This is a genomic window from Acinetobacter sp. LT1, from assembly GCF_059800965.1.
This window is the reverse complement of record NZ_JBBAXE010000012.1, coordinates 90628-117056: the sequence shown is the minus strand read 5'-3', so window position 1 is coordinate 117056 and position 26429 is coordinate 90628. Positions and strand designations below refer to the sequence as shown.

At 39.9% G+C, this 26429-nt stretch carries 22 protein-coding genes and 1 pseudogene; 17 read left to right on the top strand and 6 right to left on the bottom strand.

Annotation, left to right across the window (positions count from 1 at the left end):
- The first annotated feature begins 4 nt into the window (after positions 1 to 4).
- Together WBW42_RS13185 and WBW42_RS13180 are read left to right on the top strand one after the other, a co-directional pair.
- Positions 5 to 1573 (top strand): CoA-acylating methylmalonate-semialdehyde dehydrogenase, encoded by a 1569-nt coding sequence (locus WBW42_RS13185; protein WP_032070708.1) that lies wholly within the window; start codon positions 5 to 7, stop codon positions 1571 to 1573.
- 103 nt (positions 1574 to 1676) lie between these two features.
- Positions 1677 to 3068: an amino acid permease gene (locus WBW42_RS13180; protein ID WP_032070709.1), complete on the top strand. Its 1392-nt coding sequence runs from the start codon at positions 1677 to 1679 to the stop codon at positions 3066 to 3068.
- A gap of 58 nt (positions 3069 to 3126) precedes the next feature.
- On the opposite strand, the gene WBW42_RS13175 is transcribed toward WBW42_RS13180, so the two are convergent.
- Together WBW42_RS13175 and WBW42_RS13170 are read right to left on the bottom strand one after the other, a co-directional pair.
- Positions 3127 to 4212 (bottom strand): HlyD family secretion protein, encoded by a 1086-nt coding sequence (locus WBW42_RS13175; protein WP_032070710.1) that lies wholly within the window; start codon positions 4210 to 4212, stop codon positions 3127 to 3129.
- Entirely contained in the window at positions 4209 to 5786 is a 1578-nt protein-coding gene (locus WBW42_RS13170) for an MFS transporter (protein ID WP_032070711.1), read from the bottom strand. The genes WBW42_RS13175 and WBW42_RS13170 overlap by 4 nt, the downstream gene beginning before the upstream one ends.
- A gap of 166 nt (positions 5787 to 5952) precedes the next feature.
- Here WBW42_RS13170 and WBW42_RS13165 point away from each other — a divergent pair, with 166 nt between their 5' ends.
- Complete coding sequence (locus WBW42_RS13165; RefSeq protein WP_014206840.1) at positions 5953 to 6573, top strand: TetR/AcrR family transcriptional regulator; 621 nt, start codon at positions 5953 to 5955, stop codon at positions 6571 to 6573.
- Between the two features lie 81 nt (positions 6574 to 6654).
- Here the strand turns inward: WBW42_RS13165 and WBW42_RS13160 are convergent, their stop codons facing one another.
- The 3 genes from WBW42_RS13160 to WBW42_RS13150 form a co-directional block, all read right to left on the bottom strand.
- Positions 6655 to 8232 (bottom strand): aldehyde dehydrogenase (NADP(+)), encoded by a 1578-nt coding sequence (locus WBW42_RS13160; protein WP_032070712.1) that lies wholly within the window; start codon positions 8230 to 8232, stop codon positions 6655 to 6657.
- 15 nt (positions 8233 to 8247) lie between these two features.
- Positions 8248 to 10035, bottom strand: a complete 1788-nt coding sequence (locus tag WBW42_RS13155) for an IlvD/Edd family dehydratase (RefSeq protein ID WP_032070714.1) — start codon at positions 10033 to 10035, stop codon at positions 8248 to 8250.
- A gap of 87 nt (positions 10036 to 10122) precedes the next feature.
- Entirely contained in the window at positions 10123 to 11298 is a 1176-nt protein-coding gene (locus WBW42_RS13150; RefSeq protein WP_032070715.1) for a fumarylacetoacetate hydrolase family protein, read from the bottom strand.
- Positions 11299 to 11409: 111 nt separating this feature from the next.
- Between WBW42_RS13150 and WBW42_RS13145 the strand changes: the two genes are divergently transcribed.
- The 4 genes from WBW42_RS13145 to WBW42_RS13130 all read left to right on the top strand — a co-directional run bounded on the left by WBW42_RS13145 (position 11410) and on the right by WBW42_RS13130 (position 15812).
- Positions 11410 to 12345: a LysR family transcriptional regulator gene (locus WBW42_RS13145; protein WP_032070716.1), complete on the top strand. Its 936-nt coding sequence runs from the start codon at positions 11410 to 11412 to the stop codon at positions 12343 to 12345.
- A 213-nt stretch (positions 12346 to 12558) separates the two neighbouring features.
- Positions 12559 to 13530: a D-erythronate dehydrogenase gene (denD, locus tag WBW42_RS13140; protein WP_032070717.1), complete on the top strand. Its 972-nt coding sequence runs from the start codon at positions 12559 to 12561 to the stop codon at positions 13528 to 13530.
- 33 nt (positions 13531 to 13563) lie between these two features.
- Complete coding sequence (locus WBW42_RS13135; protein WP_017392709.1) at positions 13564 to 14940, top strand: MFS transporter; 1377 nt, start codon at positions 13564 to 13566, stop codon at positions 14938 to 14940.
- A complete protein-coding gene (locus WBW42_RS13130) occupies positions 14940 to 15812 on the top strand; it encodes an NAD(P)-dependent oxidoreductase (RefSeq protein ID WP_032070718.1) in 873 nt (290 codons plus the stop codon). The genes WBW42_RS13135 and WBW42_RS13130 overlap by 1 nt, the downstream gene beginning before the upstream one ends.
- A gap of 116 nt (positions 15813 to 15928) precedes the next feature.
- Here the strand turns inward: WBW42_RS13130 and WBW42_RS13125 are convergent, their stop codons facing one another.
- Positions 15929 to 17272 (bottom strand): PepSY-associated TM helix domain-containing protein, encoded by a 1344-nt coding sequence (locus WBW42_RS13125; RefSeq protein ID WP_032070719.1) that lies wholly within the window; start codon positions 17270 to 17272, stop codon positions 15929 to 15931.
- Between the two features lie 324 nt (positions 17273 to 17596).
- Here WBW42_RS13125 and WBW42_RS13120 point away from each other — a divergent pair, with 324 nt between their 5' ends.
- The 10 genes and pseudogenes from WBW42_RS13120 (at position 17597) to WBW42_RS13075 (ending at position 26139) form a co-directional block, all read left to right on the top strand.
- On the top strand, positions 17597 to 18616 hold the full coding sequence (locus tag WBW42_RS13120) for an ABC transporter substrate-binding protein (RefSeq protein ID WP_045126671.1): 1020 nt from the start codon (positions 17597 to 17599) through the stop codon (positions 18614 to 18616).
- Positions 18617 to 18618: 2 nt separating this feature from the next.
- Positions 18619 to 19629 carry a FecCD family ABC transporter permease gene (locus WBW42_RS13115; RefSeq protein WP_080777090.1) on the top strand — a complete coding sequence of 337 codons (1011 nt, stop codon included), beginning with the start codon at positions 18619 to 18621 and terminating at the stop codon, positions 19627 to 19629.
- Positions 19626 to 20390, top strand: coding sequence for an ABC transporter ATP-binding protein (locus WBW42_RS13110; RefSeq protein ID WP_032070722.1), 765 nt, complete (start codon positions 19626 to 19628; stop codon positions 20388 to 20390). Before WBW42_RS13115 ends, WBW42_RS13110 begins: the two co-directional genes overlap by 4 nt.
- Positions 20387 to 20878: a GNAT family N-acetyltransferase gene (locus tag WBW42_RS13105; protein WP_032070723.1), complete on the top strand. Its 492-nt coding sequence runs from the start codon at positions 20387 to 20389 to the stop codon at positions 20876 to 20878. Before WBW42_RS13110 ends, WBW42_RS13105 begins: the two co-directional genes overlap by 4 nt.
- Positions 20879 to 20885: 7 nt before the next feature.
- Positions 20886 to 20981: pseudogene (locus tag WBW42_RS13100) on the top strand (sulfite exporter TauE/SafE family protein); the annotation flags it as partial.
- Positions 20982 to 21163: 182 nt separating this feature from the next.
- Positions 21164 to 22048 carry a phosphoribosyltransferase family protein gene (locus WBW42_RS13095; RefSeq protein WP_032070724.1) on the top strand — a complete coding sequence of 295 codons (885 nt, stop codon included), beginning with the start codon at positions 21164 to 21166 and terminating at the stop codon, positions 22046 to 22048.
- 11 nt (positions 22049 to 22059) lie between these two features.
- Positions 22060 to 23553, top strand: coding sequence for a nicotinate phosphoribosyltransferase (locus tag WBW42_RS13090; RefSeq protein WP_032026605.1), 1494 nt, complete (start codon positions 22060 to 22062; stop codon positions 23551 to 23553).
- Positions 23554 to 23613: 60 nt separating this feature from the next.
- Positions 23614 to 24381 carry an ADPR responsive transcriptional repressor NtrR gene (ntrR, locus tag WBW42_RS13085; RefSeq protein ID WP_032070725.1) on the top strand — a complete coding sequence of 256 codons (768 nt, stop codon included), beginning with the start codon at positions 23614 to 23616 and terminating at the stop codon, positions 24379 to 24381.
- Positions 24382 to 24453: 72 nt separating this feature from the next.
- Complete coding sequence (locus WBW42_RS13080; protein ID WP_032070726.1) at positions 24454 to 25842, top strand: methylenetetrahydrofolate reductase C-terminal domain-containing protein; 1389 nt, start codon at positions 24454 to 24456, stop codon at positions 25840 to 25842.
- 174 nt (positions 25843 to 26016) lie between these two features.
- Entirely contained in the window at positions 26017 to 26139 is a 123-nt protein-coding gene (locus tag WBW42_RS13075; protein WP_000737387.1) for a hypothetical protein, read from the top strand.
- The last annotated feature ends 290 nt before the right edge of the window (positions 26140 to 26429 follow it).

The window sequence follows — 26429 nt, the reverse complement described above, 5'->3', positions numbered from 1 at the left end:
AACAATGACAAATGGCCTAGAAGATTTTAGCTATGAAGAAGTTTCAACTGAAAATAGTACGCATAGTGAACAAGCCAAAAAAGTGCTAGGGCATTTCATTCAAGGAAGAATTGTATCTAAAACGGCAAGAAAACAGCCAGTTTACAATCCTGCGACGGGTGAAATTAGTAAAGAAGTCGAAATTGCAGATGCTCAAACGGTAAATGAAGCAGTTCAGGTAGCCGAGCAAGCATTTCCTGCATGGCGAGATACACCAGTCATTAAACGTGCACGAGTCATGTTTAAGTTTAAACAATTATTAGAGCAAAATGCTGAAAAGATTTGCGCTTTGATTGGACAAGAGCACGGTAAAATTTCTCATGATGCTCAAGGCGAATTACAACGTGGTATTGAAAATGTTGAATACGCTTGCGGTGCACCAGAGCTTTTAAAAGGGGAATATTCAAAAAATGTCGGTCCAGATATCGACTCATGGAGCGAGTTCCAACCGTTAGGTATTGTCGCTGGGATCACACCGTTTAACTTCCCAGCTATGGTGGCTTTGTGGATGTTCCCAATGGCACTGGTTTGCGGTAATTGTTTTATTTTAAAACCTTCGGAAAAAGCACCTTCTGTGGTTTTATACCTTGCAGAATTATTAAAGCAGGCGGGTTTACCTGACGGCGTGTTTAATGTGGTGAATGGTGATAAAGAAGCGGTAGATGCCTTATTACATAATCCTCGTATTCAGGCAGTCAGCTTTGTAGGTTCAACACCAATTGCTGAATATATTTACCGTACAGCAACATCCACGGGCAAACGTTGCCAAGCATTAGGTGGGGCAAAAAACCACGCGATTATCATGCCTGATGCCGATATCGATAACGTAGTAACTTCATTGTTAGGCGCAGCTTTTGGTTCTTCAGGTGAACGTTGTATGGCACTCTCGGTAGCAGTTGCTATTGGTGACGAAGTTGCCGATGTAGTCATTGATAAGCTAACTCAAGAAATGAAAAAATTGAAGTTCGGCAACTATGCAGATGCAAGCAACGACTTTGGGCCACTTATTACCCAAGCACATAAAGACAAGGTACAAGCCTATATTCAAAGTGCAGAACAGCAAGGCGCAAAAATTGTAGTAGATGGTCGTGATGCAAAACCAACAGGCTATGAAAAAGGTTTCTTCGTTGGACCGACTTTAATTGATCAAGTCACACCAAATATGACTAGTTACCAACAAGAGATTTTTGGTCCTGTGTTGCAAGTTATGCGTGTGAATACTATGCAAGAAGCCATGCAACTCATTAACGACCATGAATATGGCAATGGTACTTGTATCTATACCCGTGATGGGGAAGCAGCACGTTATTTTAGCAGTCATATTCAAGTTGGTATGGTTGGTATTAATGTGCCTTTACCGGTACCTGTGGCTTATCATAGTTTTGGTGGTTGGAAGCGTTCATTATTCGGTGATTTACATGCGTATGGTCCAGATGGTGTCCGTTTTTACACACGCCGTAAAACCATTACGCAACGTTGGCCGTCTGCTCAAGTCCGTGAAGCAAAACAATTTTCAATGCCAACTTTAAATTAATTATTACAACAAGGGGAAAACATCAGGTTTTCCCTTTTCATTACCGTAGGATTTTAAACATGTAATAGATTGTTTTTATAAATATATTTTTAAGGATTGAAATATGAATAATGATACAACAAAAAAATTAGGCGAAGGACTTTCAAATCGCCATATCACAATGATTAGTATTGGTGGTGTTATTGGTGCAGGTTTATTTGTAGGCTCATCTTCTGCAATTGCCAAGGCGGGCCCAGCAGTAATACTTGCATACCTGATTACCAGCATTATGGTATTTCTGGTGATGCGGATGTTGGGTGAAATGGCCGTTTTAGAACCGGACACTGGTTCATTTTCTACATATGCCCGTAAAGCGATTGGCCCTTGGGCAGGCTTTACCATTGGTTGGTTATATTGGTGGTTTTGGGTGCTTGCGATTCCGGTAGAAGCCATTGCAGGTGCTGAAATTTTACATTCGTGGTTTCCGAACGTTTCAGTTTCTATCTATGCATTTTGTTTTATTGTATTTCTAAGCTTAGCTAATTTTTTTAGTACCAAAAGTTTTGGTGAGTTTGAGTTCTGGTTCTCTTTAGTCAAAGTAGTAGCTATTATTGGTTTCATTATTATTGGTATTTTGGCAATTTCAGGTATTTGGCCTTTAGCTAAAAATGTTAGCGGCGTTGCTAATTTATATAACAATGCTGGTTTTATGCCGCACGGTATGGGCGGAATTTTATCTGCTATTTTAATTACGGCATTTTCATTCTTTGGTGTAGAAATTGTCTCAATTGCCGCAGCAGAATCATCAAACCCTAAACAGAAAATTAGACGTGCAACGAACCTCGTGTTGTACCGCATTATTCTTTTCTTCGTGGTCTCAATGTTTATTGCCGTTTCACTTGTCGATTGGCGTTCACCAGATTTACAGAAGTACGGGACATTCCAATACGTTTTAATGAGCTTGAACGTACCGGGTACTAAACTCATCATTGATACGGTTGTATTTATTGCTGTTGCGAGTTGTATGAATGCTGCGATTTATACGTCCTCTCGTATGCTATTTCGTTTGGGCACTCGTAGTGAAGCGCCTCAAGCCGTAACTAAAATCAATTATGCGGGCGTACCTGCAATTGCAGTGTTTTCTTCAACTTTTATTGGTTTAGTATGTTGTGTTATTAACTATGTATTCCCTGGAAAAGTATTTGGATTATTGCTTTCAAGCACAGGGTCAATTGCTTTACTGGTGTACTTGGTTATTGCGTTCTCACAACTACGTTTAAGACATAAGCTCGAGGCAGCTGGAGCCGAAATACCATTTAAAATGTGGTTATTCCCATGGCTGACTTGGTTTGTGATTATTATTATTTTAAGTGTGTTGGCTTATATGTTCTTCTCGCCAGCATATAGTTATGAAACGACTTTATCTTTAGGGGTAACTTCGCTTGTGGTGGTTTGTGGATTGTTCGTCACGCGAAAGCGTAAAGCAACCAGATCGGTTGCCATGAATTTAGATTAATTAAAAAAGAGACCGTAAAAGGTCTCTTTTTTCTCTCATATTCCAAGGTTTAGACTAATTATTTAGTCGTATCAATAGAGACTAAAACCGATAAACCAGGACGTAATAATTTAACATCTTTTTGATTTTTAATGAGCTTGATGCGTACAGGAAGGCGTTGAACGATCTTGGTAAAGTTACCAGTCGCATTGGTTGCAGAGATCGGAGAGAAAAAAGCGCCAGTAGAAGGAGAGAAGCTGTCTACCACACCTTTTAGCTCAACGTTATAAGCATCTACATAGACATTAACAGGTTGTCCGATCTTGATTTTTTTTAACTCAATTTCACGGAAGTTGGCTTCTACATAAACCTGATCTAAAGGAACAACCACCATGAGTGGATTACCAGCGCTCACAAAGTTACCTACGTTAGCTGACTTTTGACCAATCATGCCATCAATAGGCGCACGAACCTCTGTATAGCTCAAATTCAGTTTTGCTTTATCAAGTGCGGCTTGTGCTTGTTTAAGAGCAGCTTGTTTGGCTTGTACCTGAATCTTGTATTGGTTGAGCTGATACTGTGCATCAATCACTTTTTCTTTACTGCTGTCTAAGTCAGCATATTGTTCAGTCAATGTAGTCTTAGACTGCTGGGTAATTAATCTAGATTCAGCACCAAGTGCCTGCAACTGCTCATAACGCGCCGTATTATCTTTTGTGAGTTTAATTCCAGCTTCTACTTTTCTCAGCTGTGCTTCAGTTTCTCGAATAACTGTCGGTTGTCTTTCTACCGCCAGCATTGCTTCGTTCAGATCTGCTTGTGCTTTTGTATAATTAGATTCAGCTTCTGCCAAAGCAGCTTGATAATCGCGTGCATCAATCCGCGCTAAAAGTTGGCCTTTTTTTACGGTCTGGTGATCTTTAATGTAAATTTCCTCAATATTGCCCGATACTTTTGGGGCAATTGTTGAGTACTCTACATCTACACGTGCATCGTCTGTTTCAACAACCGAAGAGGGTAAAAATATAAGTTTTAAAACCCACAAAATAGATGCTAAGACAATAATAAACGCAATAGCCATAACCCAATGCTTTTTGAGAAATTGCACCTTGGTTAACTTGGGCGGTTCGGTATGGGGGGTGTCTTGGGCTTCGAGAGTACTCATAAAGATTTTCCTGAGTTATGACTATTCATTAACTTAATGAGAGCAATACGTGGCGGATAAGTTCGAACTGGCAAAATCAACATCACGATGAATAAAATAGCGGTAAGGCCAGCTAAGATGAGATATTGATCGCTAATAACTAAAACTGATTGTTGCGCTTGAATCGCAGAATTTAGGGCAGATAAGCCACCTGAAACACGATCTGCACCATTTGCAGTGAGCACAGGTGGAGTAAGTGGGTTAATAACAGGGCCTTGAATATTTTGGAAAACATGTTGGGCGGTATTTTCAATCAGCCGGGTTGAATGGTATTCACCGCGCACTCGATTGATCCAATCCAAAATACAAATACCCAGTACACCGCTAATGGCACGCGGGGTATTAATCATAGGGGATGCATAAATTGCCATGGTTGGGTGAACACTGTTTGTACCCATCATTAAGAGCGAGAGCACGACACAGGTTTGGCCCAGACATGAGATTGCATGCCAAAAATAAAATTGGTCTTGATTCCATGTGGTATCAAGTTGACTTGCACCTAGGCAACCCGCAATGACCAGAAGTAAACCAAATCCGTGTACATATCGGCTATCCACCCAAGCTTGATTTAAAAGCTTCACAACAATAGGAATATAGATAAATTGCAATGCCGCAATTTGTAAGCCAATCCACATGGTCTGAGTGGGTTTATAGCCATGCACAGCACTTAAGTAATTGAGTGGTAATGTGCTGGTGGACATACCAATAATAACAAAGCAAAAGAGTGCGAAAACAGCATAAGCAAAATTTCTGATTTCGAGCATTTGCGGTTTAATGAGTGGTGAAGGATAGCGCCATTCATGTATAAAAAACCAAGGTAAAGTAATCGCACTGATTAAGGCCAATACACAAATTAATTGGGAATGGAACCAATCTAAATGGTTGCCATGCAACAACATGGTGCTCAGGCTCGCTAAGCTAATAATTGCTAAAATGGCACCCATCCAATCGTAAGTTTTTATTCTTGAATAATTAAGAGGATCTTGGGGAATCCCAAAATAAACCAGTGCAGCGCTTAGCGCACAAAACGGAATGGTTTGGAAAAATATCATTTTCCAACCAACCACATCTAAATAAAACGCAGAGAGTGCGGCACTTAAGTTGGGAAAGAACGTCGCAGTTAATGCATAGCAGGCTAATCCCCATAGTCGAATATCAGGTCCTAAAAATCTAAGCGCACAGGCCATGAGTAAAGGAATGGTTAAACCATTGGCGAGGCCTTGTAAGCCACGTAATAGATAAAAGATTTCGATATTTGGACTAAAAGGAATTAAAACGCTAGAAAAAAGGCAAAGTCCTATAGCAAAAAGAAGAACTCTGCGCATAGAAAAAATGACTGCCCAACTCGTAGACAGGATCATTCCAATAATCATGGCACTTGCGTAAATACTGTTAACCCAATAACCCGAGTCGACACTAATGCCCATTGCACCTCGAATGTCGACTAAAGTAATGCTGGTAATTCGGTTATTAAATTCAACAGTCATTGCAGCAAATATTGCACCTGCTAAACCGATGAGTGGCTTTGTATTCATCTTTTACCTTAAATCTTAAACATCAATTCATTGCACGGAGTAGATATTTACTGTACTGTACCGATCGGTACTCTACTCTTTAATTAAATTTCCGTCAATTCTCGATTTTGAGCTTTTCGATGAGTTACACTTAGAACGAAATCGCTAAAATTTTTATAAGGTCAATATGTCTGGTTTAACGAAAGCTCATGAAAAAGATCAAAAAATTCTGGATGCAGCAACAAAGTTTTTTTTGATCCACGGCTTTAGTGGCACAACGACAGACATGATTCAAAAGGAAGCGGGGGTTTCAAAAGCAACAATGTATGGTTGCTATAAGAATAAAGAAGCGATGTTTGCAGCGGTGATCGAACGTCAATGTACCAACATGCAAAAACAAATTATTTTAGTTGAAACAAAAGCCGACAATTTACGCTCAGCACTAACTGAAATTGGGAAGACCTATCTGTGTTTTATATTATCGCATTCAGGCTTGGCTTTTTTTAGGGTCTGTATTGCAGAAGCGGTAAGGTTCCCAGAGTTATCTGAAAAATTCTTTGAATTGGGTCCACAGCGTCTAGCAAATATCATTGCAGGATATCTAGAAAAATCCGTTAAACAGGGCGAAATTGAATTAAGTTCTTCTTCAGAAGTTGCTGCGAATATATTTTTATCGTTATTAAGAAGTGATGCTCATCTAAAATGTCTGACGCATCCTGATTATTTAATATCAGAGAATGAAATTAGTACTTGGGTTGAGTATGCTGTTGATTTATTTTTAAAAAATATCAATTACAAACCAAATTAATTTAGGAAATTTTATTCTATCTATAAGCTTTGGATGTAGAAATTAAAAAGAGACCAGTTTGTGGTCTCTTTTTTTAATTGATTAGATCGCCTCTTTGGTCATCTCACCATTCACTAATCTTAAAATCTGCAATGGATTGCTGTCTTTTAAAGCCTCTGGCAATAAGCTTTGCGGATAGTTTTGATAACACACAGGTCTTAAGTAACGATCAATGGCCAAGGTTCCGACTGAGGTGCCTCGTGCATCTGAAGTGGCTGGATATGGCCCGCCGTGCACCATCGCATCACACACCTCAACACCTGTTGGGTAGCCATTTATAAGTAATCGACCGGCTTTTTCTTCTAACACAGGAACCACATCTGCAAACTCGGTTAAGTCTGCTTCATCAGCAATTAAAGTCGCAGTCAGTTGTCCATTCATGCTTTGTAAGGACTGAATGAGTTGGGCTTTATCTGCTACTTTAATGATGACTGTGGTTGGCCCAAAGATTTCTTCTTGTAAAAGCTGGTCACCTGCTAGCAATAATTCAACATCAGCTTTAAACAGTTGCGGTTGCGCCTGATTGCCTTGCTGGGTTTGACCTGCCAAATGTTCAATACCTTGATGCTCAGTTAAATGCTCAAGACCTGCGGTATAACTTTTTAAGGTGCCGGCATTCAGCATAGTCTGTGCAGGTTTGCCACCTATAATTTCGGTTAGGTTGCTAATGAGCTGAGTAAATTCGGCTGATTTAATTCCCAAAATTAAACCTGGATTGGTACAGAACTGACCACAGCCTAAAACAACTGAATCTGCCAAATCCTGTGCAATTTTTTCTCCACGGTTTTTTAATGCTTCTGGCAACATCAGCATCGGGTTAATGCTGCTCATTTCAGCAAATACGGGAATTGGTTGTGGACGGGCTGCGGCCATATCACATAGAGCACGACCACCACGAAGTGAACCGGTAAAACCTACAGCCTGAATTAAAGGATGTTTCACTAGTGGCTCACCCACGCCATTACCGTAGATCATGTTAAATACACCTTTAGGCATATTTGATTTTTCTACGGCACGTTCGATTGCCTGCGCTACAAAATCTGCTGTCGCCATATGTCCACTATGGGCTTTTACCACCACAGAACAACCTGCGGCGAGTGCCGACGCAGTGTCACCACCTGCGGTTGAAAAGGCGAGCGGAAAGTTACTTGCCCCAAAGACTGCCACAGGGCCGACACCGATTTTAATCTGACGCAGGTCTGGGCGTGGTAAAGGCTGACGCTCAGGTAAAGCGGTATCAATACGGGCACCTAAAAAATCACCACGGCGCAGCACTTTGGCAAACAAACGCATTTGCCCACTGGTACGACCACGTTCGCCTTGCAAACGTGCAAGTGGCAAAGCAGTTTCCTGTGAGACGATTTCAAGGAAATCTGTACCCAAAGCATCGAGCTCATCGGCAATATTTTCTAAAAAAACTGCACGCTGTTCAGGAGACGTATGGCGGTAAGTTTTAAAGGCTTGACTGGCTGCTTCACAGGCTTGATTCACCTCTTGTTCGGTTGCATGGTGAAACTCATAAGGCAAAGTTTCGCCAGTCGTTGCATTGACACTTTTTAGTAAATTGGAACTTTGTGCACTACGTGAACCGCCAATAAAGTTGTGTCCGATAATGGTCATAATAGAATCCTGAAATTAATGAGAATGCCGTGGCAGGTTATTTTGATTGATCACACGCATGTATAACGTTGCAGGCTCTAAACAGCCGCCAGTAGATAATTGCCCCACCATGTTGCGATACATTTCTTGCCAAGGCGTTTGAGATGTAGAAACAGTGGGTTTCCATTCACGGCGGCGTTGTTCTAACTCTTCGTCAGAAATGAGTACGTTGACTGAACGTTTATTTAAATCAATACGTAAACGGTCATTGGTTTTAAGTAAGGCAATTCCACCGCCTACAGCCGCTTCTGGTGACATATTGAGAATAGATGGGCTGGCAGACGTACCGCTTTGACGGCCATCACCTAAACAAGGCAAAGAGTTAATTCCTTTTTTAATTAACTCTGCGGGTGGGGCCATATTTACAACTTCCGCACTGCCCGGATAACCAACAGTACCTGCGCCTCGAATGACTAAAATACAATGTTCATCAATTTTTAAAGCTGGGTCATTAATTCGTGCGTGATAGTCTTCGGGACCTTCAAAAACGATTGCACGTGCTTCAAAGCTATTTTCACTATTTGGGTCAGATAAATAGGTTTTCTTAAACGCTTCGCCCACTACAGACATTTTCATAATGGCGCTGTCAAAGAAATTGCCACTCAGCACAATAAAGCCTGCACCATGTTTCAATGGTTGTTCATATGGGAAAATGACATCTGCATTTGAAGTTTTTGCATTTTTAGCAATTTCTCCTATTGTTTTGCCGCTGACTGATGCACAGTCTTCATGTAAAACCCCCGCTTTTTGTAATTCATGTAAAACAGCAGGAACACCGCCAGCACGGTGAAAACCTTCACCCAAATATTTACCCGCCGGCATGCAATTCACAATAAGTGGAATATTTTCTCCAACGCGTTGCCAGTCTTCTAAACTCAGCTCAATCCCCATATGACGGGCAATCGCAATGAGGTGAGGAGGGCAGTTACTTGATGCACCTAATGCTGAGGCTACAGCAATGGCGTTTTCAAATGATTGTTTATTCATGATTTTAGATGGTCGTAAATCTTCTAGAACCATTTCACATATTCTTTTGCCAGTCATATAGGCCATTTGCCCACGTTCGCGATAAGGCGCTGGAATGCTTGCACATGTCGGTAAAGACATACCTAAAGCTTCTGCTAATGCATTCATTGAAAGTGCAGTACCCATGGTGTTGCAATGCCCGACCGAAGGGGATGCGGAAGTGGTCATTTCCATAAACCCTTCATAGTCAATTTCACCCGTGGCAAGTAAATTTCTTGCATGCCAAAGCACAGTGCCTGAGCCAATTAACTCACCTTTAAAGTGACCATCTAACATTGGCCCACCAGATAACACGATTGCTGGTATATCTGCTGTTGCGGCTGCCATTAAACAGGCAGGGGTAGTTTTGTCACAACCTGTGGTTAGCACCACGCCATCAAGTGGATAACCATGTAAGATTTCAACTAAACCTAAATAGGCTAAGTTGCGGTCAAGTGCAGCAGTTGGACGACGGGTTTGTTCTGCAATCGGGTGGACAGGGAATTCCATGGGTATACCACCCGCATCTCGAATACCTGCTTTAACCCGTTCGGCAAGTTCTTTATGGTGACGGTTACATGGAGTTAAATCACTACCTGTTTGTGCGATACCAATAATAGGGCGGCCTGATTGTAGCTCGGCACGGGTCAGGCCATAATTCATGTAACGCTCAACATATAAAGCGGTCATATCGGCATGTTCAGGATCATCAAACCATTCTTGGCTACGTAAAAAAATCCGTTTATCTTGATCATTCATTTTTAGATCCTTCTACTGATCTCGCTCAGAAATTTAATTTTTTAAGTGATGAATATTACGATTGAATCAGTCGATAATACGTGAAAATTATAGTAATTCGCGTTGTTTTAAATTGTGCATCAAAGCATTTATGCCAAAATTCCATGGCATCGCTTTATCACTGGTCATGACTGTGTTGTATAAAGTGCCGAGCTTTGGTGAATGAATACGGACCACATCTCCAACTTTATGGGTAAAGCCAGCCCCAGCTTGTTCTCGATCTTGAGTAGGTGCAAATAAAGTACCTAAGAACAAAACAAAACCGTCTGGATATTGGTGATTTTCATTCAGCGTTTGTTGAATTAAATCTTCCGGGTCACGGCTAATTTGAGACATGGAACTCACGCCATTAAGCACAAAGTTATCTGTACCTTGAATTTGCAGTTCAACATCGCAAGCACGGATATCATTTAAAGTAAAAGTATGGTCAAAAAGGCGAATAAACGGTCCAATTGCACAAGATGCATTGTTATCTTTGGCTTTACTCAACAGTAAGGCACTACGGCCTTCAAAGTCCCGTAAATTAACGTCATTACCTAAAGTCGCACCTAAAATTTTACCGTGGCTATTTGCAACCAATACAACTTCTGGTTCTGGATTATTCCACTCAGACTTTGGGTGAATACCAATATTTTGACCCGTTCCTACGGCTGCTAAGACAGGTGCTTTAGTAAAAATTTCAGCGTCGGTACCAATACCCACCTCAAGATATTGAGACCACATTTTTTGTTCAATTAAATATTCTTTGAGTTGCAGCGCTTTTTCAGAACCGGGTTCAATTGTTTTTAAATTATCGCCAATTACCCCTTGTACCACTTCACGGATTGATTGAGCTTTTTGTGCATCGCCACCTGCTTGTTCTTCAATCACACGCTCTAACATGCTTGCTGCAAAGGTGACACCAGCTGCTTTAATCACTTGCAGGTCAATAGGGGCTAAAAAATATGCCTTGTTTGTATCTGGTTCAGCGACTGTGTTGGCAAACAACTCATCAATTGAGCCAACTAATTTTCCTTCAATTTCAGCTAAAGCTTTTAAAGGATCTGAACTCTCAAGTAACTGGGAAATAGTGTGGAACTTTTCAGAAATATCAAAAACCTGATCACCTTTTAAAAGAATTGGAGATGGACCGGAAATTTGATTTGGAATCCACGCGCGACCAATTAAACATCCTTGAGTAGCATCGTCTGGTAATGAGTTCTGGGAATTTAACGTAAAGTTCATTTAAAGCATCCTTCTTTTATTTGAAATCATGATATGTTTCTTATTTAATAAACACCAATCGTAATAATTTAATTATTAATAACGAAAAGTTATCGAAAAGGATTTTTGAAAATGGCGGATTTAACTTACGCAAGTTTAAATAATTGGTTGAAATTCAAACATCTGGTGTTGTTAGAAACTTTGGCGAGAACCAATAACATGCATTTGGCCGCCGAGCAGATGAACTTAAGTCAGCCTGCGGTGAGTAAAATGCTAAAGGAAATAGAAGGATTACTGGGCTTTCCTGTTTTTGAACGTTTACCCCGAAATATGCCAGTAACAGCTTTGGGTGAGCACGTGATTCGATATGCGCAGCGTGTTTTAAACGATGCAAAGCATTTTGTTGAAGACATTGAACTTTTACGGTTAGGCGGTCATGGTTTTTTAAAAGTAGGTGGTATTTTTGCTGCAACTGCTGTGGTGATTCCAAACTCAATTATTGAGATTAAGAAACAATGGCCGCTACTTTCTATTGATGTTGTTGAGCAGACCAGTGACCATTTAATGGAAATGCTAAGTGAACACACTTTAGATTTAGCTATTGGCCGTTTTACCGATGTGACGCAAAGTCAGTTTTTTGATTTTCAACCTTTAGGCCCAGAGCCGTTTTGTATTGTCGTAAATAATGCTCATCCATGTGCTAAGAAGAAGTTTTGTACATTAGAAGAATTATTAAATTGGCCATGGGTACTCTATCCTAAAGGCACGCCAATTCGACAACGTATGGAAGGCGCATTTGCCCGAGCAAAAGTTAAAATTCCCTTAAATACAGTCAATACCATGTCGATGCAGACCTTTTTGCAGATCTTAAAAGGTGCACCTATGGTAGGAATGTTGCCCGAAGCCATGGTGATCGATCAAGTAAAAGAGGGGCAATTACAGATTTTAGAAACGGATTTGATTTTAGATGCGCAGGATTATGGAATTTTGACGCGTAAAGATGAACCAGTTTCTGATATTGCAGCAGCATTTATTAATATCTTACTTAAAAATGCGAAACGTAAATAAAGTATTCAGCCTCAAGCCATGGAGTGGTTTGAGGTTTTCAAGTTGAAAGACAACTTGCTTTATTGAGTAAATTTATAAACATAAAACTGATATTAAAAAGTTATCAATATTTAGAAATTATTCATTGGAAATTATTGCAGGGACTCCTTATCGTTTAATTCACGACAATTACAAAAGTTTTTAAGTGAATAAAAACTAGGAAAGGACCTCTGTATGAATGTGCTAATCACTGGTGGAACAGGTTTTATTGGAAAACAAATTGCCAAAGAGATCTTAAAAACTGGCAGTTTGAATTTAGATAACAATAAACCTGAGCCCATCGATAAAATTATTCTGTTTGATGCATTTGCAGGCGATGATTTGCCGCAAGACCCAAGAGTTGAAGTGATTGTCGGTGATATTACCGATAAAACTACAGTTGCTCATATTACAGAAAATATTGATGTCGTTTGGCATTTGGCTGCTGTGGTGAGCTCAGCAGCGGAGGCTGATTTTGATTTAGGTATGGATGTTAATTTGTATGGACTCTTAAATTTATTAGAAGAATTAAGAAAGAAACAAACCACGCCTCGAGTCATTTTTGCTAGCGGCTGTGCTGTATTTGGTGGTCAATTGCCAGAAGTTGTGACAGATGAGACAGTGGTTACACCAAAGTCTTCTTACGGCATGCAAAAAGCAGTAGGAGAATTGCTGGTCTCGGATTACTCAAGAAAAGGCTTTATTGATGGACGTATTTTAAGACTACCAACTATTGTGGTTCGTCCCGGTAAACCTAATAAAGCTGCCTCGACATTTTTTAGCTCAATCATCCGAGAACCATTAAAAGGCGAAACGGCTATTTGCCCAGTACCGTCAGATACTCCAGTCTTTATTACTTCACCGCGACGTTGTGTTGAATCAATGATTAAAGCGGCATCAATTTCTTCAGATGTACTTCAAGATAACCGAATTATTCCGTTACCGGGATTAACAGTCACGGTTAAAGAAATGCTTGAGGCGCTTGAAAAAGTTGCGGGCAAACAAGCAACTGATTTGGTGCAATGGCAAGAAGACAAAACCATTCAACGTATTGTTCAAAGTTGGCCTGTTCAGGTGAAAGCTGAATATGCCGAATCTTTAGGTTTCCAAGCAGATAAAAATTTTGAAAGCGTGATTCAGGCACATATAGAAGATACCCAAAATTAATGGCAGTGATCGCCAGTTGATGTGAGAGTTATTATGGAAGATATCAAGAATGTAACTGCTCTCGAAGAGCAGACAATCAAACGTATTTCGAACAGAATTATCCCGTTTCTCATTATTTTATTCATTATGGCATTTCTAGACAGGACCAATATTGGTTTTGCTGCGTTACATATGAATGATGCACTTGGAATTACTCAAACCATTTTTGGTCTGGGTGCGGGTGTATTTTTTCTAGGTTATTTTATTGCAGAAGTTCCAAGTAATATCTTGCTTCATCGTTTTGGAGCGCGGATCTGGATTGCCCGAATCATGATTACTTGGGGCATTATTGCAGCACTCATGGGTTTTATTCATAGCGGTACGCAGTTTATTGTTTTACGGTTTTTACTGGGTATTGCTGAAGCAGGTTTCTTTCCTGGTGTGATCTTTTATTTAACCTTATGGTTTCCTGCAAAATATCGTGCCCGTGTTTTTGCCACGTTTTATCTGGGATTGCCAATTGCTCAAATTATTGGAGCACCAATTTCAGTTGGCCTTATGCAATGGGGTAATACCATTGGTTACGAAGGTTGGCGTTTGATGTATGTGCTAGAAGGGATCCCTTCCATTATTTTAGGATTAATCTGTCTTAAATATTTAACCAATAACCCGAAAGAAGCAGAGTGGTTAACGGCTGAGCAGCGCCAATGGTTAATGTCTACACTAGAGCGTGAAGAAAGAGAAAAAGAGCAATCTGCCGATGCCGCTTTAACTAAAGGTGAACTCATTAAACAAGTGTTTAAAAATCCTTTGGTTTGGATTATGGCGGTTGTTTATTTTGGAATTACCTCTGGTTCAAATGCGATGTTCTTCTTCTTACCAAGTGTTTTAGAGTCATTCCGTAACACATTTGGTATGCAAATTAGCCTTATTCAAAATGGCTTACTCACCGCAATTCCATATGCATTTGCAGCTGTTGGGATGGTTTTATGGAGCCGCCGTTCTGACCGTAAACAAGAACGTTATAAACACGGTGCTTGTGCTGCACTTATGGCGGCATTAGCCATTGCGATTGCACTGATTGTAAATCAACCGTGGGCCATTATTGTCGGCTTTATTCTTCTTGCGATTGGTGTATTTAGTGCGATTAACATTTTCTGGACTATTCCTGGGCAAACTCTAACGGGAGTTGGTGCCGCAGCTGGAATTGGGTTAATTAACTCGGTAGGTAATTTAAGTGGTTTTACTGGTCCATATTTAACAGGCTATTTATATACCACCACAGGCACCTATACAGTGGCATTCCTTGCTATTGCTGGCTTTGTAGCAATGGGTGGTTTGGGCTTGTTGTTATTAGCAAAGTTAAAATCGAATAGCTTAAAAGTAGAACAGCAGCAACTTAAAGTTCGAACTGCTACGGAGATGAAATAATGGCGACCATCGGATTTGTGGGTACAGGCATTATGGGACTGCCGATGGCTATGCATTTACTCAAAGCAGGCCATCACATTAAGGTTTGGAATAGAACTTTATCTAAAGCAGATAGTTTAAAAGAAGCTGGTGCCCAAGTTTGCTCTGACCTTGAACAAGTGGGGAAAGATGTAGAGTTTCTAATCTGTATGCTTAGCGATGGAAAAACCTGTGATGAAATCCTGTTTAAAGAACACGGTGCAATTTCACAGCTAAAACCTGAAAGTACGGTCATGGTCATGAGTTCAATACCCGTTGAAGTTGCACAAGCACAAAGTGAAAAATGCAGAGAAAGAGGGTTTAAATATTTAGATGCCCCAGTCTCTGGAGGCGAAAAAGGTGCGAAAAATGCAAGTCTTGCTATTATGGTAGGCGGTGAAGCTAAAACATTTTCACAGGCTGAAACTATTTTAAGTGCAATGGGCCGACCAATTTTAGTAGGTGGAGCTGGCTGCGGAATGCTGGCAAAACTGGTAAATCAAATGATAGTAGCGACCACAATTGCAACTGTAAGCGAGGGGTTATTGCTTGCGACTAAAGCAGGAGCCGATCCTATTAAGCTCAAACAAGCACTCACAGGAGGTTTTGCAGATTCTCCAATTTTACAGCAACATGGCGAGCGTATGCTAAGTAGAAATTTTAAACCGGGTGGCACTGCTCGAAACCAGCATAAAGATATACATACAGCCGTTAGCTATGCTAAATCACTAGAATTGAATTTACCTGTTGCCCAACAAGTCAGCCAATTATTTGAAAATATGCTTGCTGCCGGAGACGGTGAACTTGACCATTCTGGTTTAATTCGTGAACTTGAGCGAATGAACCCAGTGTGAAATTGCTTTAAATTTAGCGGTACTTGATGAATAGACATAATCAAGTACCGCTTTTTTTATGGTTGATGCTTAGATTTTGTAATAAGAAAAATAATTAGTGGTTATTGAAATTTTATTTACGATTTAGACGGAATATATTTACGCATAGCAAAGATAAACAGCGTAAATAAAATACTAAAACCAAAAACAGGTAAGCTGAGACCTAACATGATCCCCACCAATATTAACCATATTTTTTGTGAGCTAGTTGCGCGGTTCCAAATTAATAGACTTTGACCAACAAAGTGAGTTGTCATAAGTTTTAAATTCGAGTTTTTAAACGCAGCTTTATATGCATAAATAATCATAATACACAGTGCGAAAGCATAAAGTGCCAGTACCAATTGATTTATCCAGCCAAATAAAACACCAATATGCGCATCAACTCCCCAACGGGTGAGCTTTGCCACTAAAGAGTAGTCTTTAAAAGCAAGTTGATCTATAACTTTGTGTTGTTCCATATCAATGGCGATACTGTCTGCTTGAGTTGGCCATTTGCGCTGAATTTCGGCTACAGTCCAGGCTTGATTTCCACTGGTTGGTGGTTTGATTTGTATCTGTGCTGCATCAATGCCATGTGCTCTGGCTATTGAAAGAGCAGTATCATACTCAGTAGAGATAATATTTAAATTAAGATTTTCACTATGAGACATCTCGTGATGTTCATGGTGCATCACTGTAGGTAAATTATCTGTTTGAAGAGAAGTTGCTAAAGTTGGGGTTTGCCAGTTAAACCACTGACGAGCAACTCGAATATTATCTCCAGCCCATTCAGACCATGTAAGACCTGTAACGGCGATTATTAATAAGAGAGGAAATAGAGTTAAACCCAACGTGCTATGCCATCTTAGTAATTTATTTTTTTGTGTTTGCCTGATTTTAAGATTTTGACGCCGTTTCAACCAATTATACAGTCCAGTTAAAGTCAAAATGGCTAACCAGCTTGCTGCCAGTTCACTATAAAAGCGGCCCCATTTTCCTAGCAATAAATTGCTATGTAACTGGTCGAGCGTAGTGCGAAATGGCAGAACCCCACTGGTACCATAAACCGCTAGATGACCTTGGGCTTTAAGTGTAAAAGGATCAATAAAAACGGCTTCACTTGTAAAATCGTGGATAGAGTCTGAAAAAATTACACGTGTTGTCTGATCAGAGCTTGGGGCTGGCCTAACTTCAATTACCTGTGCAGACTTTGGCATTACTTGCTTTGCAGCTTCAATTTGCTGGCTCAGCTTATGTGGTGTTTGATTCAGTGGCTCAATATATAGAACATCTTTATAAATGGCTTGTTCAAGTTGTGGTGTAATAGCATAGAGTAAACCAGTGATTGCTGCGAACAAGATAAATGGTGCAATAAAAATACCGGCATAAATATGAATTAAACGGTAAAGACTACGCCAGAAAGATGATTGGGTCAGCATCGGAAGATAATGTCTATCAGATTTTGGGCTGGATTATAACGAGTTATTTATTTTAATGTTGATTGAGCGGTAGCCATTATTAAATTATTTAAATAGCTCTAATGTGCACTTTTTAAGCCAATAATTAAATAGTTTTTATTACTTGGTAAATTTGGCGTTTTTTTTGCTTACTCTTTAATATCTTAGCTATTACATTTAATTTGACCGCTGTATTAACCATGATTCAAACCGTCTTGCTCACTTATGGTGTTTTTTCCACATGAAAAATGCACCAAATAGGCATGTCTTTTTATTTTGCACTGTATTTGTGCAAGGTATGACGTAATGAAGTTATTAGCTTCATTACTATCTTTACTCATTCTATGTGGATGCTCTTCATCTGAACAAAATGGGAAAATACAAGAAAAGTTAGCGGCCCATTCGATATGTGTCTTTGATAGTACAAATACAAAAGTCTGTATAGCCAAGCCTGCCCAAAGAATTGTTTCTCTGTTTGAGTCAGGTTTAGATGGCTTATATATGCTAGGGCAAGGCCACAAAGTGATTGGCATCCCGGCCGAAGTATACATCCAACCTTTATTATTTAATGCCTACTCAAAAATAGATCAACGTATTGCCAATAAACAGCTTGCTACGCCTTCACAAGGGGCAAATGCAACCAATATTGAAAGTCTAGTACTGTTAAAACCTGATCTGGTAATTGTAGGAAGCGGGCAGACCCAAACAATTGAACTGTTACGGCAGTTTGGCATTGCCGTATATGTCATGGAGTCAGGCACCTACAAACAAGTGAAAGAAGAACTTTCTGGAATTGCTATTCTGAGCGGAGCCCAAAAGCGAGCTCAGGAAATTTTAAATTTCTCTGATGAAATTGTGGCAGAAGTCGCAGCCAAAACGGCTCGTCAGCCAAATAAACAATCGATTTACTATGCTTGGTCAGGAGGGCGTATTTTTTCTACCTCGGGACGTCAGTCGATTACCAATGATTTTATTGAGCTAGCGGGTGCATACAATATTGTTCAGACCGCTGCTAACCAACCCAACGTAAACCCCGAAACCCTCATTGAATGGAACCCCGACAATATTGTGCTTTGGAATACCAACCCTAAACTGATTTATGAACGAAAAGAATTACAAGGTTTAAGCGCCGTACAAAACCGTAAGGTATTTAATTTGAGTCCTGCATTTATATATAACCCGCATACCATCAAAATCATTATTACGGCGATTTATTTGAATCATAGTATTTATCCTGAACAGTCTGATTTACCTGTAAGTGCTTTACAACAGCGTATTTTAACTAAGTTGTATGGTGAGCACCTTGCCAAAGCGTTGGTGCAATGAATATGGAAAAGCTGAAATATTATTGGTTTTACCCTTTACCTTTCTTCATGATTTTTATCTCGTTGCTCATAGGCCCAACGCAGACATTGAGTGCATGGGACTATTTGCGGTGGGGTGTGCAAGCAGTTTTTGGTACACCATATTTTGATGCTGAGCAATTTAGACTGATGCAAAACATTCTCGTAAATGTGAGATTACCCAGAATTTTACTGACCTTTATGGTGGGAGCTGCGTTAGCAACTGCGGGAAATGGTTTACAGGCCTTGTTTCGTAATCCCTTGGTTGATTCTTATGTACTTGGTATTTCATCTGGTGCAGCGTTTGGTGCAGCTTTAGCACTTTCTTTAAGTTGGCTTTCACCCAATCTATCAGCCTTTATTTTTGGTGTGTGCGCCGTTGGCTTAACGTATTTATTTGCACATCAAAAACATGAAAGTCAGACGTCTTTAGTCATGGTAATTTTATCGGGCATGATTGTTTCGGGGCTGTTTTTGGCAGGTCTTACGGTTATTCAATACTTAAGTGATCCATTTAAATTACAAGCGATTGTGCAATGGACGATGGGCAACTTACATCAGGCGTCTTGGCAAAAGGTTCAATACGCCATACTACCAATCTGTATTGGCCTTGCTGGATTATTTGCGATGCGTTGGCGCCTAAACCTAATGGCACTCGGTGCTGAAGAAGCGCAGGCCGTGGGTGTTAACCCAAGGTGGGAACAACTTCTTTTAATTGCGCTAGTGACTGTATGTACCTCAACTTCTGTGGCTGCGGCAGGTATTATTAGTCTATATGGGCTCTTTATGCCGCATATTGTGAGAATGTTGGTTGGGCCAGATCATCGCTACAGCATTCCTGCCAATATGGTGTTGGGCGGTAGTTTTCTACTGTTGATTGATAATTTTTCTCGGGTTTTACTGACGTTTGAAATACCAATTGGTATTTTTACCATGTTACTTGGCGCGCCATTTTTCTTATTATTAATGAAAACACAGAGGACTCATTGGGCATGATTCAAATTGATCAGTTAAATTATGCCTATGGGCACAAACAGGTTCTTAAAAACATTCATCTGGAGTTTCCTGAAAATCAGTTTTCCGTAATTTTAGGGCGCAATGGTTGCGGAAAATCGACACTTTTTAAATTGATGGCTGGCCTAGAACCTGTAAAAGATGGCTTGATTCGTTACTCTGGAAAACCACTATCGGACTTTAAAGGGAAAGATCGGGCTGCATTACTCGGTTTTTTACCGCAGTTTCATAAAACCGTATTTCCATTTTTGGTTAAAGATGTGGTGATTACGGGACGTTCCGCTTTTAGCCGATATCGTCCTTCAAAATCAGACTGGGAACGTGTAGACCAAGCTTTGCTTGATTTAGACATTGAGCATTTACGCGATCGCCCTTATACCGAGTTGTCGGGTGGTGAACGGCAATTGGTTATGATTGCCCGTATTTTAGTGCAAGCCCCGAAAGTCATTTTGCTTGATGAACCAACCAACCATCTCGATGTTTATTATCAGTCTTATTTAATGAAAAAATTGCGTCAGTTGTCGCGGCAAAATTTTACGGTGATTGCGATTATGCATGATCCCAATTTAGCTTTTTTATTTGCCGATCATTTGTTTTTTATGCGCCAACACGAAGTCGTTAAGCCAGAGTCAAAAACTCGAATAACTGATCCGAAGTTTTTAAAAAGTGTCTATGATGTTGAGTTTCATGAAGCCATGATTCAAGACAAAACTATTGTTATTCCTGATCATTCGTGGCTATGAATATGTTGAATTATCAGGTGGTTAGAAAAACAGATTATGAGCCTGCGGTAGAGTTTGCGCTTTATACAAGGCAGCTGTTATTTCGAGAAATTTATCATGGGCAAGTCCCCAAAGATTTAAAAAATTTTGAGCAATATTATGTCCATGATCCATTAGGCTGCTTTATTACTGTAAAAGATCAAAACCGCATTATTGGCACCATTGCTTATCGGGCGTATGACCACCGTTTTGATTTAAATCTGCCGCTTAATACGGTTGAGGTGGTTAAGTTATTTGTTTTGCCTGAATACCGTCGTAATGGCATCGCAACTCAGCTATGCAACATGTTGTTTAGCCATGCCAAAAACCATGCTATTACTAGTTTCTATTTGCATACTCATCCATTTTTACCGGCGGCTGAAGAGTTTTGGACTCTACAAGGTTTTGAGATTATTCAACGGGAATGGATTGATACGTATGACACCATTCATATGAGTAAATATTTATAGTTTGTTAGAAGAATTTATTTCAAAACTACCTGATTTATGGCGGGCAAAGTTATATCCGCTACTTTTAATAATAGTTTTACTCGTCATGTTTTTTGTAAATTAATTTTTTATTTCAATTGTTTGAAGAATAATTTCTCTGAAATATCGAATCTCTAAATACTCTAAAACTGTAAATTTTATGTCTTAAATGGCTTTGAAAAAAAGTTTAAAAATTAGACTTGCAATATATAGTGGCTTTGTGCCACTATATATTCATCAAAGGTCATCAGACAAAAAGAGGATGATATGGCTATCCAGCTTTTAGATGCGGCAAGAAATGAAATTCCAGTGAAATTCACGCAGTTTTCTGGTGGCGAGCGTCATGTTCAAATTGATGAAACAACGTTAGGTTCATTATCTGGCAACGTATTGGTCCGCGCCAACATGACTACAAGTCACGATGTGATGGACTATTTGTTACTTGAAAATATATTGCTGACTCAAGGCTTAACCGTTGACCTAGAAATTCCGTATTTTCCATATGCACGTCAGGATCGTATTTGTGCAGTAGGCCAAGCATTTTCACTTGATGTGATGACCAAGTTACTCAATATCAATGCTGACAAAAAAGCGGGCAAACAAGGCAAGATCACTGTTTGGGACTGTCATAGTGAAGTAACGACAGCCTTACTCGCTGCCAATACTTCTTTTAGCGAAGTTGTAAACATCAGTTCAGTCGACATCATCGCAAAGAGTGAAGCGCTAAGCACATTGTTAAAAGATGAAAAAACAGTGCTGATTTGCCCAGACAAAGGCGCGAAAGCACGTACACAAATGGTTGCAGATGCTTTTAATTCTGAGCGCAAACAGCCTATCACTATTGTTCAGTGCGATAAAAAACGTGACCCAGTGACTGGCAAAATTTTAGGTACGCATGTACATGCGACTGATTTATCAGGCCTAACAGCGGTCATTACCGATGACATTTGTGACGGCGGTGCAACCTTTATTGGTATTGCCAAAGAACTGCGTCGCCTCAATTGCCATAAGGTCGTTCTATATGTGACCCACGGTATTTTTAGTAAAGGGATTGAAGTTTTTGATGGGCTGCTTGACCAGCTATTTACCTCGGACAGCTTTCCACAACAACCATCAGACAAAATTTCAGTAATTGCTTTTGCAGCAAAATAAAGAGAACAAAGATGACTATTAAACTTAATCCATTAAACGCTATCGATTTTTATAAAGCGGATCACAGACGTCAGTATCCAGCAGGCACAGAGTACGTGTACGCAAATTTTACGCCGCGTTCATCTCGACTCGCTAAAATGTTGCCTGACTTTGACGATAAAGTTGTGTTCTTTGGTCTTCAGGGTTTTATCAAACACTTTTTAATCGATACATGGAATGAAGGCTTTTTTAAGCAACCTAAAGACAAAGTCGTGGCTGCATATAAACGCCGTATGGATAGCTCATTAGGTGAAGGTGCTGTACCAGTCGATCATATTGAAGCTTTACACGATTTGGGTTATTTACCTTTACGGATTAAAGCTTTGCCAGAAGGCAGCCGCGTCAATATGCGTGTACCCGTGCTCACCGTTATTAATACCGACCCGCGTTTCTTTTGGTTAACGAATTATATCGAAACCGTGTTAAGTGCTGAGCTTTGGAAAAGCTGTACTACGGCCACTATTGCTTATGAGTACAAACGTTTATTAACTCAATATGCCGTAAAAACTGGCGCACCACTCGATTTTGTACCTGTGCAAGGACACGATTTTAGTAGCCGTGGTATGAGTGGAATTTATGATGCAGCTCAGTCTGGTGTGGGTCACTTAACCAGTTTTATTGGAACAGACTCGGTTGCTTCAATCGACTACGCAGAAGAATATTACAATGCAACAGGTGTGATTGGGGTTTCTGTACCAGCGACCGAACACAGTGTGATGTGTATGGGTACAGAAGACAGTGAGCTAGAAACATTTAAGCGTTTAATCTGTGAGCTTTATCCATCGGGTGTTGTCAGTATTGTGTCTGATACTTGGGACTTTTGGCGAGTCATTACAGAATTTACGGTGGCTTTAAAACCTGAAATTTTGGCGCGACAACCCAATGCTTTAGGCTTGGCTAAATTGGTTTTCCGTCCAGACTCTGGTGACCCAGTTAAAATTATTTGTGGTGACACAAACGCCGAAGTCGGCAGTCCAGCATATAAAGGCGCTGTTGAATGTTTATGGGAAGTGTTTGGTGGTACAACAACTGACCAAGGCTATAAAGTACTGAATGAACGTGTCGGTTTAATTTACGGTGACTCGATTACTCTAGACCGTGCACAGCGTATTTTAGAAGGGCTAGAAGCCAAAGGTTTTGCTTCAAACAACTTGGTGTTTGGTATAGGCAGTTTTACCTATAACTACTTAACTCGCGATACCTTTGGGTTTGCTGTGAAAGCGACTTGGGGACAGGTGAATGGTGTAGGCCGCGAACTGTTTAAAGACCCGATTACTGACTCAGGCGTTAAAAAATCTGCGAAAGGTCTATTACGCATCGAAGAAAGTGAAAATGGCTTTACTTTGTTTGATGAGCAAACAGCCGAACAAGAACAAGGTGGAGCACTAAAAACAGTCTTTGAAAATGGTAAACTTCAGTATGAGTGTACTTTGGATCAAATACGTGAGCGTTTATCCATCGCATAACTGAGTTTAGATGAGCCGTTGCATGAGTATCGGCTCATCATTTTCACTGAGAGACTGAACGTGACTATTCAAACTGAACAAGAATTCCTTGCCAGTTATGATCGCCGAGATTATGACGCACCTTTACTCACTGTAGATATGGCTATTTTCTCGGTATTTAATGGTCAGTTGCAGGTATTACTCATTAAGCGGCCCAACTTTCCAGCCAAAGACCAATGGGCTTTACCGGGTGGTTTTGCCGATTTAACCCATGATCAAGATTTGATGGCCACAGCTTATCGTAAGCTCGTCGAAAAAACAGGGATTAGTTCACCTTACTTAGAACAAGTTGCTTCTGTCGGTAACGCGAAACGTGACCCGCGTGGTTGGGCCGTGACTATTTTGTATTTTGCATTAATTGATTTTAATGCCTATCAACATCAAGCATTGGCTGAATACAGTGAATGGGTGCCTGTAGCAAAAGCAAAAGATTTAGCATTGGCGTTTGATCATAATGAATTGCTCAGCTTGGCTTTAGAGCGTTTAACCAGTAAAACTCGCTATACCGCATTGCCAGCCAGTCTCATGCCTGAGTTGTTTACACTTACTGAGCTACAGACTATTTATGAAATTATTCTTGGGCAATCCTTAGATAAAAAAGCGTTTAGACGCCGTATGATAGAAGCGGGGGCAGTTGAAGAAACCAATCACAGTAAAATTGTAGGCAAACGACCAGCTCAGCTTTACCGCTATGCACTCGATTCTTTCGATTTTATATTTCCTCGCTCACTCGAATTACCTAGAAATAAAGAGAGTGAAGATAAGCAAAACAATGAGCTTTCTAACTAGCGCATCTTGATGCACTTTGATTTATAATGCCGCGCTTATGATTGATGTCATGTTTTGATCAGCACTTTGCCTATGTCTCACGTTTCTTCCTGCTTCCAGCAAAACCAGTTTTTTGTGTTGGTGGAATATCTCACTTCTTTGCATGAAATTTATCCTGTGAAACATGAGTTTGCAGGATATCCGACTGCAATGACATTGGCAGATCGTGTACATTCAGATCATGATATTGCGCCGCTTGAGGCCAGCAAAAGTTACTCTGACTCAATAGAGAAAGTCTTACATTTTTCAGGTAAGGCCCGAGATATACAAGACTTTGAGCGCTTTTTACGACAAGCTCAAGCAGCCAATATTCAAAACTTGTTATTGCTTACAGGCGATAAACTCAAAGAACACAATAATGGTCGAGATGGACAGCCGCGTAGCCGATACCTAGAGTCTGTAAACGCCGTAATGGCTGCCAAGCAACACGGCGGATTTCGCATTGGGGTTGCTTTTAACCCATTTAAATATGTCGAAGCTGAGCGTGATGCACAGTACTTAAAACTGCATAAGAAGATTAAAGCAGGCGCTGACTTTATCATTACGCAATTGGGCTATGACATTGAAGCCTTAAAACAAGTCAAATCATTTTTAACCAAGAACAATTATTCGCAGCAAATACTGGTTTGTGTAATGCCACTGACTTTGGGCCGTGCCAATTTTATGGTGAAGCATAAAGTCGCAGGTATTGTGATTACCCCCCACATGCTAAAAGTCTTGGCAGATGAAAAACAGACAGGGCATACAGACCATGTTTATTTGCGCTGTGCTTTACAGATTTTGATATGTAAACATTTAGGGTTTGCAGGAATTCACTTATCTGCCTGTCATAAGCCAGAAGAACAAATTCTGCTTGAAAGCTACATTGAGCAGTACAGACATTTGGAGCTTAAAGCCTTAGAAGAGCTTTGGAATTCACTTTGGCAAGTTACGATAGGTAAAGAGTTTTCACCTGAAATTGCTCGGTTTTCACGTCAGCCAACCTCTAAACAATTAATTAAATATCGCCAATTGCATGTTATGCATGAAGCAATGTTTGGATCAAAAATTGCCAAGGGGCTTGGACGCTTTATTTTCAAAGCATCCTTTTGGGAAAACTCTTTAGTAGCTAAAGTATTAATTAAAACCGAAGTGCTGAGTAAACATAGCCTAGTCGGTTGTGAAAGCTGTGGTCAGTGTCGCCTAAGCGATACTTTATATATTTGCCCTGAAACGTGTCCAAAAGGTTTAGCCAACGGGCCTTGTGGCGGTACAACTTTAGACCGCTGTGAATTTGGTGACCGTGAATGTATTCACTCAGTAAAAGCAAGACTTGCAAAAGCAGTTGCACAAACTGAAATACTACAAGAAAAACTGATTCCAACTGTGCCTCTTGAAACTAGAGGAACCAGTTCTTGGAAAAACTGGTATTTAGCGACTTAGGCTTAAGTTTTGTATTAACCGTTGATTTGATCTTGCTAAAAAAATCAAATGATAGGCTAAAGCACGGCGATAATTTAAAAATAACAATTGTTTGCCTTAATTATGTCCAATCAAAACGGCTATCGAGGAGTATACTTAAAGCAAATCTTTTGCGTTAAAGGAAAGGCTGTCTCAATGAAAAAATTGGTTGCTGTACTTACTGTAATTGTTGTTTTAACTGGATGCGTTTACGACCCTGTTAATTACAACAAAATACACGACCAAGAGTTCCAAGATCACCTCAGGCAAAACGGTTAGTAATAAAAAGCCCACTCAATGAGTGGGTTTTCATTTGGAATAACTTTAGAAGAAATATTTAAGGGTTTATATAAGTAAAAGATCACTTAAACCACTATTTTTAAAGGTTTGTTCGGCTTTTAAAAAAGGGTTTGAAATTATTTTATCTGGAAAATATAAGTCATTTTAGTCATCAGGATGACTTATTTATCAAAAATATCGTTTATTTATTTTATGGATATTGTTATTTTTGAAAAATATAATATTTATAACTTATATATATTTTATATTTATAAGTATAACAACTTTGA

Excerpts from the sequence above, each read along its gene's own strand:
- WBW42_RS13185 (WP_032070708.1), top strand. The coding sequence starts at position 5 with ATGACAAATGGCCTAGAAGATTTTAGCTATGAAGAAGTTTCAACTGAA.
- WBW42_RS13180 (WP_032070709.1), top strand. The coding sequence starts at position 1,677 with ATGAATAATGATACAACAAAAAAATTAGGCGAAGGACTTTCAAATCGC.
- WBW42_RS13175 (WP_032070710.1), bottom strand. The coding sequence starts at position 4,212 with ATGAGTACTCTCGAAGCCCAAGACACCCCCCATACCGAACCGCCCAAG.
- WBW42_RS13170 (WP_032070711.1), bottom strand. The coding sequence starts at position 5,786 with ATGAATACAAAGCCACTCATCGGTTTAGCAGGTGCAATATTTGCTGCA.
- WBW42_RS13165 (WP_014206840.1), top strand. The coding sequence starts at position 5,953 with ATGTCTGGTTTAACGAAAGCTCATGAAAAAGATCAAAAAATTCTGGAT.
- WBW42_RS13160 (WP_032070712.1), bottom strand. The coding sequence starts at position 8,232 with ATGACCATTATCGGACACAACTTTATTGGCGGTTCACGTAGTGCACAA.
- WBW42_RS13155 (WP_032070714.1), bottom strand. The coding sequence starts at position 10,035 with ATGAATGATCAAGATAAACGGATTTTTTTACGTAGCCAAGAATGGTTT.
- WBW42_RS13150 (WP_032070715.1), bottom strand. The coding sequence starts at position 11,298 with ATGAACTTTACGTTAAATTCCCAGAACTCATTACCAGACGATGCTACT.
- WBW42_RS13145 (WP_032070716.1), top strand. The coding sequence starts at position 11,410 with ATGGCGGATTTAACTTACGCAAGTTTAAATAATTGGTTGAAATTCAAA.
- denD (WP_032070717.1), top strand. The coding sequence starts at position 12,559 with ATGAATGTGCTAATCACTGGTGGAACAGGTTTTATTGGAAAACAAATT.
- WBW42_RS13135 (WP_017392709.1), top strand. The coding sequence starts at position 13,564 with ATGGAAGATATCAAGAATGTAACTGCTCTCGAAGAGCAGACAATCAAA.
- WBW42_RS13130 (WP_032070718.1), top strand. The coding sequence starts at position 14,940 with ATGGCGACCATCGGATTTGTGGGTACAGGCATTATGGGACTGCCGATG.
- WBW42_RS13125 (WP_032070719.1), bottom strand. The coding sequence starts at position 17,272 with ATGCTGACCCAATCATCTTTCTGGCGTAGTCTTTACCGTTTAATTCAT.
- WBW42_RS13120 (WP_045126671.1), top strand. The coding sequence starts at position 17,597 with ATGAAGTTATTAGCTTCATTACTATCTTTACTCATTCTATGTGGATGC.
- WBW42_RS13115 (WP_080777090.1), top strand. The coding sequence starts at position 18,619 with ATGGAAAAGCTGAAATATTATTGGTTTTACCCTTTACCTTTCTTCATG.
- WBW42_RS13110 (WP_032070722.1), top strand. The coding sequence starts at position 19,626 with ATGATTCAAATTGATCAGTTAAATTATGCCTATGGGCACAAACAGGTT.
- WBW42_RS13105 (WP_032070723.1), top strand. The coding sequence starts at position 20,387 with ATGAATATGTTGAATTATCAGGTGGTTAGAAAAACAGATTATGAGCCT.
- WBW42_RS13095 (WP_032070724.1), top strand. The coding sequence starts at position 21,164 with ATGGCTATCCAGCTTTTAGATGCGGCAAGAAATGAAATTCCAGTGAAA.
- WBW42_RS13090 (WP_032026605.1), top strand. The coding sequence starts at position 22,060 with ATGACTATTAAACTTAATCCATTAAACGCTATCGATTTTTATAAAGCG.
- WBW42_RS13080 (WP_032070726.1), top strand. The coding sequence starts at position 24,454 with ATGTCTCACGTTTCTTCCTGCTTCCAGCAAAACCAGTTTTTTGTGTTG.
- WBW42_RS13075 (WP_000737387.1), top strand. The coding sequence starts at position 26,017 with ATGAAAAAATTGGTTGCTGTACTTACTGTAATTGTTGTTTTAACTGGA.